General features: G+C 51.5%; 8 protein-coding genes. 4 read left to right on the forward strand and 4 right to left on the reverse strand.

Annotation, left to right across the window (positions count from 1 at the left end; genetic code table 11):
* Positions 1-1102 (reverse strand): aspartate kinase (locus tag K2I50_RS02435; RefSeq protein WP_301024662.1); only part of this gene is annotated, 1102 nt, incomplete at its 3' end.
* 276 nt (positions 1103-1378) lie between these two features.
* Here K2I50_RS02435 and K2I50_RS10895 point away from each other — a divergent pair.
* From K2I50_RS10895 to K2I50_RS02460, 4 genes are all read left to right on the forward strand, one after another.
* On the forward strand, positions 1379-3289 hold the full coding sequence (locus K2I50_RS10895) for a family 43 glycosylhydrolase (RefSeq protein WP_526022944.1): 1911 nt from the start codon (positions 1379-1381) through the stop codon (positions 3287-3289).
* Positions 3290-3542: 253 nt separating this feature from the next.
* Entirely contained in the window at positions 3543-4715 is a 1173-nt protein-coding gene (locus K2I50_RS02450) for an efflux RND transporter periplasmic adaptor subunit (RefSeq protein ID WP_301024663.1), read from the forward strand.
* The gene (locus K2I50_RS02455) at positions 4715-7843 is read left to right on the forward strand and encodes an efflux RND transporter permease subunit (RefSeq protein ID WP_301024664.1); all 3129 of its coding nucleotides are present in this window, start codon (positions 4715-4717) and stop codon (positions 7841-7843) included. The genes K2I50_RS02450 and K2I50_RS02455 overlap by 1 nt, the downstream gene beginning before the upstream one ends.
* The gene (locus tag K2I50_RS02460; protein WP_301024665.1) at positions 7818-9260 is read left to right on the forward strand and encodes an efflux transporter outer membrane subunit; all 1443 of its coding nucleotides are present in this window, start codon (positions 7818-7820) and stop codon (positions 9258-9260) included. The genes K2I50_RS02455 and K2I50_RS02460 overlap by 26 nt, the downstream gene beginning before the upstream one ends.
* Positions 9261-9360: 100 nt before the next feature.
* On the opposite strand, the gene K2I50_RS02465 is transcribed toward K2I50_RS02460, so the two are convergent.
* The 3 genes from K2I50_RS02465 to K2I50_RS02475 all read right to left on the reverse strand — a co-directional run bounded on the left by K2I50_RS02465 (position 9361) and on the right by K2I50_RS02475 (position 16471).
* Positions 9361-12027: a glycoside hydrolase family 31 protein gene (locus K2I50_RS02465; RefSeq protein ID WP_301024666.1), complete on the reverse strand. Its 2667-nt coding sequence runs from the start codon at positions 12025-12027 to the stop codon at positions 9361-9363.
* 42 nt (positions 12028-12069) lie between these two features.
* Positions 12070-14706: an endonuclease/exonuclease/phosphatase family protein gene (locus K2I50_RS02470; protein ID WP_301024667.1), complete on the reverse strand. Its 2637-nt coding sequence runs from the start codon at positions 14704-14706 to the stop codon at positions 12070-12072.
* Positions 14707-14806: 100 nt separating this feature from the next.
* Entirely contained in the window at positions 14807-16471 is a 1665-nt protein-coding gene (locus K2I50_RS02475) for a T9SS type A sorting domain-containing protein (protein WP_301024668.1), read from the reverse strand.
* Positions 16472-16520 lie beyond the last annotated feature (49 nt).

Genomic DNA, 16520 nt, shown 5'->3' on the forward strand with positions numbered 1-16520 from the left:
GCACCTGTATGGCGTGGTCGGCGTCGGCGTTGCGCACGGCAAACGAGATGTTGTTTTCCGATGCGGCCTGGCTGACAAGGAACACGGATATGCCGTTTTGTGCCAGAGCATTGAATATGCGAGAGTTGATACCTATCACGCCTACCATGCCCAGACCCTTGATAGTGACAAGACATGTATCGTTGATTGAGCTTATGCCCTTGATGGCTTTGCCTTCGGGCGACGGCTCCTGCTCGCTGATCCATGTGCCTGCTGCTGAAGGGTTGAAGGTATTCTTGATTACAATAGGTATGTTTTTGTGGAATACCGGATAGATCGTAGGAGGATAAATTACCTTGGCTCCGAAGTTGCAGAGCTCCATCGCTTCGGTAAACGACAGACGGTCGATGACCAGAGCCCCGGAGATTACGCGAGGGTCGGCGGTCATGAATCCGTCGACATCGGTCCAGATTTCAAGTACCCGTACGTCAAGTGCGGCCGCTATGATGGCCGCAGTGTAGTCGGAGCCTCCTCGGCCGAGGTTGGTGATGTTGCCGTCAGAGTCGCTGGCTATAAAGCCCGGCACTACTACCACTTTTGCATTAAGATTGTCAAATCTTTCGTGAATCAGAGGTTGAGTGGCGTCATTGTCGAGTACATGCTTGTCCCATTGCTTTACGGTCTTGATAAAAGTGCGGCTGTCGATATGCACTGCACCTTCAATTACCCTCGATACTATTACCGAAGATATGCGTTCGCCGTAGCTGACGATAATGTCGAGGGTACGCTGGCTCAGATCGTGGATAAGGCTCACTCCGCGATAGATATTGCCAAGTTCCTCGAGCAGGGGGTTGACAATCGAGAGCACTTCCAGCTTGAACGCTTCGGGCACGATACCGTCAATCACCTGGCGGTGACGTTCTACTATGCGCGCGTAGCTTTCAAGATGAGCTATGTCTCCCGATGCAGCCAGCCGTGCGGTGGCAATCAGCTGGTCAGTGATGCCGCCAAGTGCCGACACCACCACCACCACCGGTTCGTCGCAACTTTCGACAATGGCTTTCACGTTGCGCAGGCTTTCTATTGTGCCTACCGACGTGCCGCCAAATTTCATTACTTTCATTGGCTGATGAGTAGTAAATATATTTAGGTTATATATATTTGCAAAGTTAAGCATTTATTTCAACATATGCTTCTATTGCCGTTTTTTACCCGACGGATTGTCTGATTTCTTAGTTATTTGATGCTGCTTGTGAGGGTTTTGGATAATTTTTTGTAACTTTCGGCGATGAATGCCGCATATGAGCCGGAAATCTGTATGAATATGAAAGCAGATGTTTCATTGGATTTGTGGCTCATCAGGCCATTGAGACCATATGTATATGTCAACTCTATATCAATGAAAAAGTTTAATTTATCACATTTCGTGTCGGTATTGATTCTCTGTGTGTCGTTTTATCCGGCTTTCGGGGCCGCTGTGGCGCCACGTCCGTTAGTGAATGGTGCAGAGTGGTATGATACTGACGGCAACCGCATAAACTGCCATGGCGGAAACATCGTAAAGACCGACTCGCTATATTACTGGTATGGGGAGCACCGCCCCGGATTTGATGCGGATTATCAGAAAGGCGTTGCGTGCTATTCTTCATCCGATCTTGTAAACTGGCATAACGAGGGCATAGTATTTGAGGTTGTCGCCGACACGGCCAGCACCGTACAGCGGGGATGTACCATCGAGCGGCCTAAGGTAGTGTATTGTCCCAGGACAAAGAAATATGTCATGTGGTTTCACCATGAACTGAAGGGTCGTGGCTACGATGCCGCCCAAGTCGCAGTTGCCGAGAGCGACCGACCTCAGGGGCCGTTTGAATTTAAATATTCCCGAAGGGTCAACCCCGGAAAATATCCGTTGAATTTCGACAAATCATTGCGCAAAGCCGTATGGAATGCTGAGGAGTATACCGGATGGAGCCCTGAATGGCTTGATGCAGTAAAGAAAGGGATGTTTCTCATCAGGGATTTTAACGGCGGCCAGATGTCGCGCGACATGACCGTTTTTGTCGATGACGACGGGAAGGCATATCATATTTATTCTTCCGAAGAGAATCTCACGCTTAATATCGCCGAGCTCAACAGCAGTTACAATGCTCACACAGGTAAATATATACGTATTTTTCCCGCCGGCCACAACGAGGCTCCTGTGGTGTTTAAGAAAAACGGCCGATATTGGATGATATGCTCCGGATGTACCGGATGGGCACCTAATAAGGCGCGTATGTTTTCGGCCGACAGAATAATGGGAGAATGGACCGAGCACCCATCACCGTTTGTAGGCGAGGGCAGTGACATCACATTCGGAGGACAGGGGGCTTTTCCTCTCGTAGTGGATGGTGAGGTATATTTTTTTGCTGACAAATGGCGTCCCGGTTGTCTTGCCGACTCAAGATATCTTTGTCTGCCGGTAGGCTTCGACGGAGATTCTGTACCGGTAGTCCCTTATGTAGATATAGCGCCGGTGCTTAACCGCACAGCCGACGGACGCAGACTTGTGTGGTATGACGAGTTTGATGTCGACGGCGCTCTCAATGACAGCATATGGAACTATGAGGAAGGTTTTGTCCGCAATCACGAGGCGCAGTGGTATCAGCGTGAGAATGCATACTGTAAAGACGGAATGCTCATACTTGAGGCGCGCAGAACGCGTCGCCCAAATCCGATGTTTGAGGAGGGTTCGTCCGACTGGCGCCGTTCGCGTCCGACGATAGAGTATACATCGGCGTCGGTAAATACCCGTGGAAAGAAAGAATTCCGCTACGGTACTCTTGAAGTCAGGGCCCGCATTCCGGTCGGTCCGGGCGCATGGCCTGCGATATGGACTCTCGGAAAGGACATGCCATGGCCATCATGTGGTGAAATCGATATAATGGAGTATTACAGAATCGATGGAACGCCTCATATTCTTGCTAATGCCGCCTGGGGAAATGACCGCCAATACGATGCCATATGGAACAGTAAAACAGTAAATTATGAGCATTTCCTTGCCCGGGATGCCGACTGGGCTTCAAAATTCCACATATGGCGTATGGATTGGGACGAGGCAGCATTGAAGATATATATTGACGGAGAATTAATCAATGAGATATCTCTTGACGATACTGTAAACGGTAAAATCGGGAATGGTACAAATCCGATGAGGCAACCCCACTATTTCCTTCTTGACCTGGCTTTGGGAGGCGACCATGGAGGCGACCTCAGCGACGAGGCATTGCCTATGAGATATGAGATCGATTATGTAAGGCTATATCAGTAGTTATTGGAAACATACGCGTGATATCCGCGCGATACAATTAGAGGTCGTCCATATGTGAGTATGGACGGCCTTTTGTGTGTCTGCGACAGTCGGTTCATTTACAGACTTCGACTGTTTATTGACATACATTTTTGTACTACGCATAAAGGTTGTAATTTTGTCGTCTGAGAGAACTATATGATTTTGTTGTTGTTTAATGATAATAGAGCATTGTGCTATATTGTCATCACATTAAACTGCCTCATACATTATTATGCTGAAACAATCATTTCCCAAATTGCTGCGCAATAAGCGTATTGTAGCTTTGACTGTACTGCTGTGTGTAATTGTCGCCATTGCTGTAGCGGCAGTACTTCTGTTGCGTAAACCGTCTGCGGCAGTGGCTTCTCCGGTAGTCACAGTGGCTCCCGCACGTATTGACGATGTCGAGATATATGGTGAATATGTGGGCCGTGTAAGAGCATCTCAGTTTGTTGAGGTACGCGCGCGCGTCGAAGGCTATCTGGAGAAGATGCTCTTTGACGAAGGGTCTCATGTAGAGAAGGGACAAGTGCTCTTTGTGATTAACCCTGATACATACCAGGCCAATGTCGACAAGGCGCAGGCCCAGCTCAAGAAAAATGAGGCGCAGGCCCAGAAGGCTGCGCGCGACCTCGAGCGCGTGCGTCCGCTCTATGCGCAGAATGCCGCATCGCGTCTGGACCTCGACAACGCCGTGGCCGCATATGAGACAGCACAGTCAGAGGTGGCGATGAGCCGCGCCGACCTTGCTCAGGCTCGTCTGGAACTCAGCTACACCACAGTACGCTCCCCGATAAGCGGCCGCATATCTGAGCGTAATGTCGACCTGGGCACATTGGTAGGTCCCGGAGGGAAGTCATTGCTTGCCACAATCGTCAAGAGCGATACTGTGCTCATTGATTTCAGCATGACATCGCTTGATTATCTCAAGAGCCGTGAACGAAATGTAGAGCTCGGCGAGCGCGATTCGTCGCGCTCATGGCAGCCTTATGTCACTATTACACTGGCCGACAATACTGTATATCTGCGCCGTGGTCTGGTCGATTTTGCCGAGCCGCAGGTCGACCCCAAGACCGGCACATTCTCCGTGCGCGCCACGATGCCCAATCCCGAACGTGCCGTGCTGCCGGGTCAGTTTACAAAAGTAAAGATACTGCTCGACGTGCGTGAGGATGCCGTAGTGGTTCCGGTCAAGTCGCTTATTGTAGAGCGTGGCGCAAGCTATGTGTATGTTATGCTCCCTTCAGGAAAGGTTGAGAAACGTTTTGTCGAAATCGGTCCCGAGATTGACAACCGTGTCGTAATCGAGCGTGGTCTTGCCGCCGGGGAGATGGTAGTTGTCGAAGGGCAGCATAAACTGTCGCCCGGAATGGAGGTCACATATAAGACAGAGGAGGACGAGTGATGAAACCTGGATTTTTTATTGACCGGCCGGTATTTTCAGCGGTTATATCACTGCTGATTGTGATTGTCGGCATTATCGGGCTTTTCGCTCTCCCTGTCGACCAGTACCCGCAGATAACTCCTCCGGTAGTGAAGGTTAGCGCTTCATATCCCGGAGCCAATGCGCTTACGGTGTCGCAGGCAGTGGCGACTCCTATCGAACAGGAACTGAACGGGACCCCGGGTATGCTATATATGGAGTCGACGAGCAACAACTCGGGCAGCTTCAATGCTACGATTACGTTTGACATATCGGCAAACCCCGAACTGTCGGCTGTCGAGATACAGAATCGCGTCAAGCTCGCTGAGTCGCGTCTCCCCGCAGAAGTGGTGCAGAACGGTATCAGCGTCGAACGCCAGTCGCCAAGCCAGCTGATGACCATGACAGTCACCAGCTCCGACCCTAAGTTTGACGAGATATATCTCAGCAATTTTGTCACATTGAATGTGATAGACCTTATACGCCGCCTCCCCGGGGTGGGACGCGTAAGCAATATCGGCGGACGTTATTATGCAATGCAGATATGGGTCGAGCCCGACAAGATGGCCGACCTTGGCATTACCGTAGCCGACCTGCAGAAAGCGCTCAAGGACCAGAATCGTGAGTCGGCGGCCGGTGTGCTCGGACAGCAGCCTGTGAAAGGACTCGACGTGACTGTGCCCATTACCACACAGGGACGTCTGTCGTCGGTGGCTGAGTTTGAAGAGATTGTCATACGGGCTGATTCCGAAGGCTCGATAATACGTCTGCGTGATGTGGCGCGTATCTCGCTTGAGGCGCAAAGCTACAATACGGAGAGTGGCATCAACGGAGAGAATGCGGCAGTGCTTGCCATATACATGCTCCCCGGAGCCAACGCCATCGATGTGGCCCGCGAGGTGCGCGAGGCTATGAAGGAGATAAGCAAGAGTTTCCCCGAAGGGCTCGATTATGCGTTCCCGTTTGATATGACCACCTATATCAACGAGTCGGTACATGAAGTCTACAAAACACTGTTTGAGGCGCTTGTGCTGGTTATATTTGTGGTATTCCTTTCGCTTCAGAGCTGGCGTGCGACTCTTATCCCGCTTATCGCCGTGCCGATATCGCTTATAGGCACGTTTGGCTTCATGCTTATGTTTGGCTTCTCGCTCAATATGCTTACATTGCTCGGACTGGTGCTTGCCATCGGCATAGTGGTCGATGATGCCATAGTTGTGGTCGAGAATGTGGAGCGTGTGATGCATGAGGAGAATCTGCCTCCGCGCGAGGCCACCAAGCGTGCCATGGCCGACCTTACGAGTCCTATTATAGCTACGTCGCTTGTTCTGGCGGCTGTGTTTGTGCCGGTGAGTTTCCTGGGGGGCATTATCGGGCAGATGTACCGTCAGTTCACGGTTACAATCGTGGTGTCGGTGCTGCTGTCGACAGTGGTGGCGCTTACGTTGAGCCCCGCCATGTGTGCGATTATTCTGCGTCCGGCCGGACACGGGCCTAAAAATCGCCTGTTCAGAGCCATAAACCGCTGGCTTTCTTCGGGAAGCAGCCATTTTGTGGCAGTGACAGCCAGGGCCGTAAACAAGCGCAAGCGCATGCTGTCGGGATTCGCTGTCATGCTTGTAGCGATTTTCTTCATCAACAAGTTTATGCCATCCTCTTTTCTTCCCGTGGAGGACCAGGGATATTTTAAGGTCGAGATAGAGCTTCCGGAGGGTGCTACGCTTGAGCGTACGCGTGCCGTGTCGGAGCGTGCCGTGGCATATCTGATGGACAATCCTGCAATAGCCTACGTGCAGAGTGTGGCCGGTTCCAGCTCACGTGTCGGCAGCAGCCAGGCGCGCAGCGAGCTCACGGTAATACTGAAGCCGTGGGGCGAGCGCGACGGAGCTACTATCGATGATGTAATGGCAGAGGTGCGTGCCGGATTGCAGGAATACCCCGAGTGTAAGATTTACCTGAGCCGACCGCCGGTAATCCCCGGACTCGGTAATTCCGGCGGATTCGAGATGCAGCTTGAGGCTCGTGGCGACGCCACTCTCGACGACCTCCGCCAGGCCACCGACACTCTGATGTACTATGCCGCACGCTGCAAGGAGATAAGCGGACTTTCATCATCACTACAGAGCGATATCCCGCAGCTATATTTCGATGTCGACCGCGACAAGGCTATGTTGGCTGGCGTGCCTCTTGCCGATGTGTTCTCGACAATGAAGGCGTTTACCGGAGCTGTGTATGTCAATGATTTCAATATGTTCAACCGCATATACCGTGTATACATACAGGCCGAGGCTCCATATCGTGAGCATCGCGACAATATCGGACTCTTCTTCGTACGTGGTTCGGGTGGCGCCATGCTTCCGCTTACCGCTCTCGGCTCCACGAGCTATACTACCGGACCGGGCACTATACGCCGTTTCAACATGTTTAACACGGCGCTGATAATGGGTGATGCCGCCAAGGGGTATAGTTCCGGCGATGCAATGGCCCGTATGGAGGAGCTTGCACGCACGCATCTCCCGTCGAATATCGGGGTGGAGTGGAGCGGACTAAGCTATCAGCAGAAGCGCGCCGGCTCACAGACCGGAATGATACTGGCGCTGGTGTTTCTATTCGTGTTTCTGTTTCTTGCCGCTCTGTATGAGAGCTGGACAGTGCCGCTCGCGGTATTGCTGTCGCTTCCGGTGGCGGTATTGGGAGCATATCTGGGCTCATGGGCTCTCGGGCTTGAAAATGACATCTATTTCCAGATCGGACTTGTGATGCTTATGGGTATGGCGGCTAAAAACGGAATTCTGGTCGTTGAGTTTGCCAAGGAGCGTACCGACCAGGGTATGCCGGCTCTTGAAGCTGCAAAACACGCCATACGGCTACGTTTCCGTCCGATTGTGATGACCTCGATGGCCTTTATCCTCGGCATGCTGCCTATGGTTATCGCTTCAGGTCCGGGGTCTGCGGCCCGACGCTCGATAGGCACAGGTGTGTTTTTCGGAATGATTCTTGCCGTAGTGGCAGGTGTCATGCTTGTGGCATTCTTCTTTGTTGTGATACAGTCGGCTATGGCCCGACATAAAAACAGGAAAAATAATGGTAAAGCAATCAAGACTGACTGAATATATATTGGTTATATGCGGAGGATTTATGCTCCTCATGTCCGGATGTCGTGTGGGGGTAAATCTGCCTCATGCCGATACTGCGATGCCTGACCGGTATGTCGAATCATGGAATGGTTCGGCCGACACACTGACCATGGCCGATTACCGCTGGTGGGAGATATACGGCGATACAGCTTTGCAGGCAGTAATCGACGCAACATTGCGCAACAACCGCGACCTGGCCGTGGCGCGTGCGAGAATAAAGGAGCTTGCCGCAATGAAGAGAGTGGCTTCGGCTTCGCTTCTTCCAAGTGTGTCGGGACAGGCTTACGGTCAGCGTGAGACACTCAACTATGGTGGTGACAGCCATAAGGGCGATCCGGAAGTTGGGCTTAAGGCTACTGTAAGCTGGGAGGCCGACCTGTGGGGTAACTTGCGTTATGCGTCGGATAAATCGTCGGCGGAACTCCGTGCCGCAATATGGTCGGAGAGAGCCTTGCAGATGAGTCTTGTGGCTGAGGCGGCAAAATCCTACTTCGAACTTGTGGCATTGCATACCGAACTTGCGATTGTAAAGAGCACACTTGCCGCCCGGCGTGAAAGCGAGCGCATCGCGAAACTCCGCTACGAGGGTGGACTTACTGCCGAGACTTCATATTTGCAGGCAAAGACCGAGACTGCCCGCACAGCCACATATCTCCCGCGTCTGGAGCAGCGTATCGCGGCTATGGAGAACAACATATCCACCATCATGGGAGAATATCCCTCGGGCATAGTGCATGCCGACCGCACAGCCGATTTCAATCTGCCGGAGCGTCTGCCGGTAGGCATGCCCTCGACTCTGTTGCGTCAGCGTCCCGACATAAGGGCTGAGGAGGAGAAGCTGAAAGCCGCACATGCCCAGGTCGGTGTGGCGTATACCGACCGTTTCCCGCGCCTTACGCTTACGGCAACCGGCGGATTGGAGAATGAGGAACTGGGCCATTTCCTGAAGTCGCCTATGTCGTTTCTCAGTGCCGGATTGCTCGGCCCGATATTCGACTGGGGTAAGCGTCAGGGTGCCTACAGAGCCGCTCAGGCTGCATATGAAGGGGCTGTGAGCCGTTATGAGGGCGTGGTGATAAATGCATTTTCTGAGGTGCGCACAGCTATAAGCAATTATACTAAAGTGCAGGAGAGCTACGATTCGTGGGCTGCTCTCGAGCGTGACGCCAAAGCTACGATGGAGCTTGCCCAGGTACAGTATATCAATGGTGCGGTCGGATACCTTAATGTGCTTGACGCTCAGCGTAGCTATTTCGATGCTCGTGTGGGCCTGAGCAATGCCATGCGCGACAAGCAGACTGCGCTTGCCGACCTGTATCTCGCTCTTGGCGGCGGATGGAGTGACAGCTACACAGCTGCCGACAGAACAGATGGGCAATCTCAGCGTTAAGAAGTGACAATAAGAGCTTGTGTCTGATAATAAATGCTGCCGACATGCCTTAGCGGCCTGTCGGCAGATTATTTCCATTTCGACAATCTCTTGACGAGTGTCACAGACCGAGCTGTGCGGATACTCGTGTCTTGAATCTTTCGCCGGAGTATTCGTGATTTCTGATGATTGACGGAAGCTGAGAGTATGCCTTGTCAAAGTCATCGAGATAGGTGGCGATAGACTGCGGATTCTCAAGTATGAAGTTGGGACATTGCGATACTTTGAGATATCCCTCGGGAAGCATTATATAGCTTTCGCCATTCAGGCTCTGTTCCTCCTTGAACTCGGGTGTGAGCGTGCGGCAGCGACGGAATATCTGCTGCTTGCCATATAGGCGTGATGGGTCGCCCATACCGTCGGCATAATTAAGCACGACTTCGGCGTCGGTATCTACGGGGAGCATCTCGGTGTAGATTGTAGGCTGAAGCGACATTCCGTCGTAGCTCCATGTGCCCGGCTGCGGGAAACGTGAGTATGGATATTCCTTGCCGCATACCTCGACCGATGTCGGGGGCATTGTGGCCGGGAAGCGAAGCTCATATGCGCGGCGGCGGGAAGCGTTGTGGAACGTACCTTTTCTTGCACCGATTTTCACGCATACAGCGTTGTCCGAGGTGGCCTTGCTGATGGTGGTGGTGGCGTAGGTGTCGATATACGCTTCGGTCTCACCGTCATCTTCATAATGCGACAGGGAGCCGTCGGCGCCGGGTATGAACGTAAGTACGAGGGTGTCGCATGGCACCTGGAGTGATTTTACCGATGAGGGGTTCATTGGCAGGATAGCTCCGGCACGCACGTAGAATGGGTTTTCGGCGAGTGTGTAGGCGAGTTGGAGATCGGTATTCCCGTCGTAGAGATGGCCTGTAGAGTAGTCGTACCACTTTCCTTCGGGGAGCCATACCGAACGGGGGGCGAGTCCGGTCACTGTGTCTACCGGATGTGCGATAGCAGTGGCTATGATGTCGTCGCCGAAGAAATACTGTTCCGGCACATTGTAGGCCTTGTCGGTCTCTGGATATTCATAGTACATCGGACGGCACATTGCTACGCCGGTGTCGTAGTTGGTGCGTGCGGCATTGTATATGTATGGCACGAGGGCATAGCGCAGCTGTATGGCGTCGCGCATCATGAACTGATGGTCGGGGAATGCCCAGGGATAGCGCACGATACGGCGGTCCTTTGTAGAGTGGGTCTTGAAAATCGGGGTGAACACTCCATACTGAAGCCAGCGCAGGTAGAGCTCGGGGTCGGTCTCCTTGATGTCTTTACGGAACATATGTCCGCCGATGTCGTGGCCCCAGTATCCGTAGTTGACATTTGATGCCGTTGATGTGAACCAGGGCAGAAATGCCAGTGTCTCCCAGGTGGCATAGGTGTCGCCTGAAAAACCGAGAGGATAGCGGTGGGAGCCGAGACCTCCCCAGCGGTGGTAGATAAACGGGCGCTTGTTTAATCCGTCGGTACCTTCCGAGGCGCGTTCGCGGGCATGGTTGAAAAATGTATGGTTGAGCCAGAATGTATTGCTGAGCCCCTTGGTATACTTCGAGTCGAGCCATTGCTGCCAGTCGAGCCACCAGAAGTCGACACCCATGTCCTCCATCGGAGAGAGCACGGTATTGAAATATGTGTCGGCCCATTTCTGCTCGTCGATTCTGAAAGGCACGCTTTTCCCGGGTTCCGTCCAGCCGTAAGCCTTGGTGAATGCATCATAGCACTCTTCGTAAGGCTGTATGCCCGAGGCCGGATGAAGGTTGAGAGCGGTAAGCAGATTAGCGCGGTTGCTCCATTCGAGGAAGTTTTTCGGATTGGGGAACAACTCTTTCTGCCAGGTGTATCCGGTCCATCCGATGCGCTGTCCGTATTCATCCTTGCGAGGATTCTTTCTGGTGAGTCCGAAAGTATCGTGCCAGTCCATATCGACAATAAGCACATCGATAGGGATGTCATAGGAGCGTAGTTTGTCGACAATGTCGACCATCTCGTCGTCGGAGTATTGCCAGTAGCGGCTCCACCAGTATCCGAATGTCGACTTCGGGGGAAGCATGGCGCGTCCGGCCACTTTCTGGTAGTCGGCAAGAGCCTTCTTGTAGTCGTGTCCGTATGCGAGGAAATACCAGTCCTGGTGCTCGCCATCCCGGCGTTCGGCCACCCATTCATTCCAGTGGCTGTCGGTAGGCACAATCAATGGCTTGCTGCTGTCGTCGATCAGAGCCCATCCGCTACGCGACAGCAGTCCGGTCTCCATCGGCTCGCGGCCGAGCTTCTTCCCGTCGCATCCGTCGAGCGTACGTGTTGTGCCCATCAGATTGAGCGAATCGGTGGTGCCCGGTGTCCATGTCTCCTTTTTCAGTCCGGGTTTGAATGTGATTTTAAGATTGGAGGCATCAAACGGGCGCCCGTCGTTTTTATACGTAAGTGTGAGCGCATCAGTGGCAATGGTGGCACCTTTCTTTGATGTGCTGCTTTTGAAGCGCGGCACATCAAGCCGCCGGTTGACAAATGTCAGACTTTTGTTGTCCTCCCACTTTCCGTCGGCGCTCCATTCCATACGTATCATCTGGGGAGTGAGCACCGTGAAGCGTGCGTTGCCACATGTAACTATCGCCTTTTCGTTAGCCACAGGATTGGCGGTTTGCGTATTGACGTCGGTGGCTGACGCAGCCTGCATATATACCGGCGAAAGCGCGATTACCGCGGAGAGAATGATTGATTTAGGGTTAAACATAAATCGATGGTTAGACTTGTTGGTTTCGTTATGAAAGTTGGACTATTTCATTACCTTAAACGAATTGCCCAGACACATTATTATATACATACCGCTGTTGACAGTCGACAAATCAAAAGTATAGTCGACATTCTCAGTATCGGCCGATGCTACAAGACGCCCTGAAAGGTCGACGGCCTTGACTTTGCCGAGCGGACGGTCAGCGCTTATACGTACATTGCCGTCGGGCAGCACACACATATCAGGCTTGTTACCGTCAATGTCAGCCTCAACATCCTCAATGGCAGAATACTCCTCTCTGAACTCTACCGCCCCGGGCATCGACTTGCTGTTGCGTGACAATCCGAGCTGGTCGGTCTTCAGTTGTGAGCCTATACTTCCGTCCATATCCACATCCACTGAGAATTCCTTTTCAAGATTTCGCATCAGTACCGACAATGTAGCCATCTCTTCGTTTCCGAATTTTGTTGAAATCAGCGGAACAAAAGGAGTTGGGTATGAACTGTCGCGAAATATGTCGGGGATGAATCTGTTGTCATCAATCGTCCCTGCCATCATTTTTGCTACAGCTTTGGTTCCTTCATCTGCATTGGTGGCCGTATGCGACTTTGTATCCGGAGCAAAACTTATTGTCGATTCAGCGGTAAATATATTGAGCGTTTCCTTTGCGAGTCGTCCGGCATCGACTGTTACGTCGGCCTTTGCATTGGTGCCGTTGGATGTATTGGCAGCCACAATGCTGTTGATAATCTTCACCATGCCTCCGTCGACAGTCAATGCCGAGGCAAAAAAGTTGGCCGGAGATGTACACATAGCGTGATTGCCGGCTATTGTCACATGCCCGATATTGATTTTTGAGTCATTGACTTTTGTAAGTTTGGAGTTGGATGGACGGTTGGCGAGTTTGGCGTGCAGTCCGGTGCCTCCATATGTTTTGAGTACGTTTGGAAGTCCACCTTTGGCATTGATAATGTTTCCGGCAAATGTTGTGTTGACAGTGGTTATGGTTACGTTTGGCATCTCGTCGTTGATGTATAATGCACCTGAACAGGCCGAATTGTTGTCGGTAAATGATGAATTGGCAATAAGAGCTTCGGCTTCGGTAAACCATATGCGCGAGGTCTCGGGGACACCGAAGGTCACATACATGGCGCCTCCTGATTTTGTGGCGGTGTTACCGTCAAATGTACATCTGTCGATATGTAGCCTGCTATATACGCCTACGGCTGCCGCTCCGCCGTATATAGCACTGTTGCCACGGAAGATACAGTTTGATAGGGTTATGTTGTTGGATGCGCAGTACTTTGGGTTTGTGGTGTCGTATACCGCAAGAGCACCACCATATTCCTGAGCGCTATTGTCCTCAAGAATCACATTTTCCATTTTCAGGTCAGCGCCTCTGAAATGTACGGCGCCGTCAAGCGACATATTTGATGATTTGTAACCCGTTATATTGAAATTTTCAATCGTCAGCGATATCTGCCCGGGCACATATACCGGAGGGTATTGGAGGCCATTTCCATCGATTACTGACATTCCCTCGGCATGTGAGAATCCGTTGGAGTATCCTCCGATTATGGTTACGGTGTGGTTGGGTTGTACTGATTCACGATATGTGCCGGCTGCGACATATATTGTATCTTCAATATCAGCTATTGCAGTGGCTTCGGAAATGGTAGTGAAGGGTGATGTTATTGAGCCGTCGCCTTCTGTTCCTGCATTGCAGTCGACAAATATCGACTTTGTATGAGTCGGCGAGAGTTCGGCGTCGACATAGATGGGGAAGTGGTCGCTCGACGGATAATTTATGCCATTGTATGAAAATTCCTCAGTCACTATGTGACGTTCGAGGATGTTCATGCCACGGTAGAACTGATAGTCGATTTCGCTGCCTGAATATGTCACGTCGGATACCGGATGATAGGCGTTATATGTCCAGGTACATTGGCGGTTTGTCACCGGAAGAGAGTAGTTTTTGTCGGCTGGCACGTCGACTGCCGCGTCATGAAATGTGGCGTTATATGCCTTCAGGCCTTTCTGGGCGTGGGCAGCATTGCGTGCCGAGTTATAGTCGGCGACAACCATTACAGGGAGGTCTCCTGCCAGTTCCTTGAGCCTGTTTGAAATCAACTGAGAACCGTAGGGTCCGTCAAGGCTCCAGCCGTTGTTTGTATGGGTTGTTGCATAGATAAACTCCTCTTCTGTTGACTTATCCTTTAGATGTAGCCAGCCAATCACACGAGGATGACTCTCGATAGCAGTGTCCCAGCCATAAGAAAACTTATCGGGCGTGGGGCTAATGAAGAATGAACCTTGTGCGATGGCCTCATATTTTGATTTTTTGTATGCGGTTGCCACATATTCGCGGCGAGCCGTGCCGTCGCGGTCCCAGGCTACGAGTTCATAATCGGTGAGCCATGCCTTTAGGTCGTCAAGCTGGGTCCGTCCGGTAAGTGGATTTCGATAGGAACGTCCGCTCCCGGTCACTTCCTGGAATCCCACTACATCGAAATCGTAGTTGAGGATAACGTCGCGGCATACCGGTCCACGCAGGCCCCAGTCTTTACCTTCTGTATCGGAGTCGGAGTTGAATCGTATGTTGTATGTGGCAAGCCTGTGGGTAGAGCCCGTTGATGTAATCGAAAGTGAGGCAAGTAAGATTGGGATGAATCGCTTCATGGGTGTGAGATGTTGTGTTATAAATCGCAGGAGAGCACGTAAAACCATTGACTACTCTCCTGCGATCGTGGGAATATAGTATAATCGTTGCGATAAATGCTTATCTGGCAATCTTAACGGAGGTGCTGCCTATGCGCACGATATATATGCCATGAGCTGCGTCGGTGATTGAGAGGATACCGCCGTCGATGTTCTGGGTATTGACGATTCGTCCTGACATATCGTACACTGTTGCCATGCCTTCGGCACCTTTGATATTGAAATTTCCGTTGCCTGTCGCCATGACGGTAATCTGCGAGCCCTCGGCTGTGTATACGGATGAAATACCTGATGATACCGGATTGGCATTGGGATCATAGGCGCCACGGTAGGTAGTGGCGGCACGCTTGTTGCCAAAGAGGTCGACCGACAGGTCTACGTTGGCCCACCTGAAGCCTTCGGGCATCTCGTAGCTCTGATAGTTTTCGATAGCTGTTGCGAGATTTACATCTCCGTAGGCAGCGACAGGTTCAAGGAAATAACGTCCGTCTTTTTCTGTAATTTTATTTGAACCGAATACTTCCGACATTGCGGGTGAGAGCCAGTTGTCGGTAGACTGTTGTGTGCGTACAGTACAGTTGTTGGCGGCATAGGTGCTGAATATACTTCCGGTAATGCAGTTATCGCCACCTGAGATTATGTCAGACATGTCTTTGGAGTTCCATCCCTGAACGAAAATCGCATTATTGGATTTGTCATCGTTGGCAGTTGCCTGAGTGTCGGTAATCATGAGATTGCCCTGGAGATAGAATGGAGCATAACCGTTGAATGAGATGAGATTGCCTTTACACTCCGATGCTGTTGTCTTGAAGTTGCAAAGTGTATTGAATGCAAAGAAATTAGTGATATAATTACTTGATGCGGTGGCGTTGGCGCATCTCAGGAAGCCACCGTTCTGCTTGATTGTAAGGCCTCCTCCGTCGACAAAGCAGTTGACCATCGCAAGTGTCACGCCTTTATCCTGCATGGACATTCCGCCACCATAGCATGCCGCAGCTTTTGCTTCGGCACTCTCGATTGTATTGTTGACCATTACACACCCCTCAAGCACTATGTCGGTTACTTCTGTTTCTGACCCACGGCCATTAAGTATACACTGAAACCAATTATTTTTTGAGAGGTCGGTATTGATATTCTTGTTATTGGTCCATACACAGTGTTTTGCATGGAATTTTGAGCCTGATGCCGGCACTACAACACCTCCACACCACGAGGTGTTGCTGTCGAATACTACATCTTCCATGAGCACTTTCGCACGTGTGCAGTTGAAGGCGGTGCCGCTATAGGTTGTGGTCTGCTGTCCTACAGCACCGGTGATAGTGATGCCCTTGAATGTGCTAAGCTCATATGACGGGTTGTCGCCTCCTGACACTTTTATGAAAGGCCCTGTACCGTTTTTTCCTTGAGCGTTGAATATCGTTTTGTTGACCCATGGATTGTAGCCTGATATATCCGTATCTGTGGCTGTGGCAGGAAAGCCGCCGATTACCGATATGCCTACTACAGGACGAATCTGGGTACCGGTGTATGTGCCTTCGAGAAGGTATACGATATCTCCGGGTTCGACATTCTCGATTACATCGGCAATACTTTCGGCGGGGAAGGCGTTGGTCCAGGAGTCGCCGCTTTCATCACCGGCGCCGGCGGGTGAGCAGAACCATTCGGTTGCATTGGCATTCATTGCAGTCATGAGTAACGCTGATGCGAATAAGGTAAATTTTTTCATGATGTCAGTATTAAAAAATAATGATGGATTGGTTTGGTATTTGATTGAA

Origin of the sequence: Muribaculum sp., assembly GCF_029051885.1 — a bacterium.
GTDB lineage: Bacteria > Bacteroidota > Bacteroidia > Bacteroidales > Muribaculaceae > Muribaculum.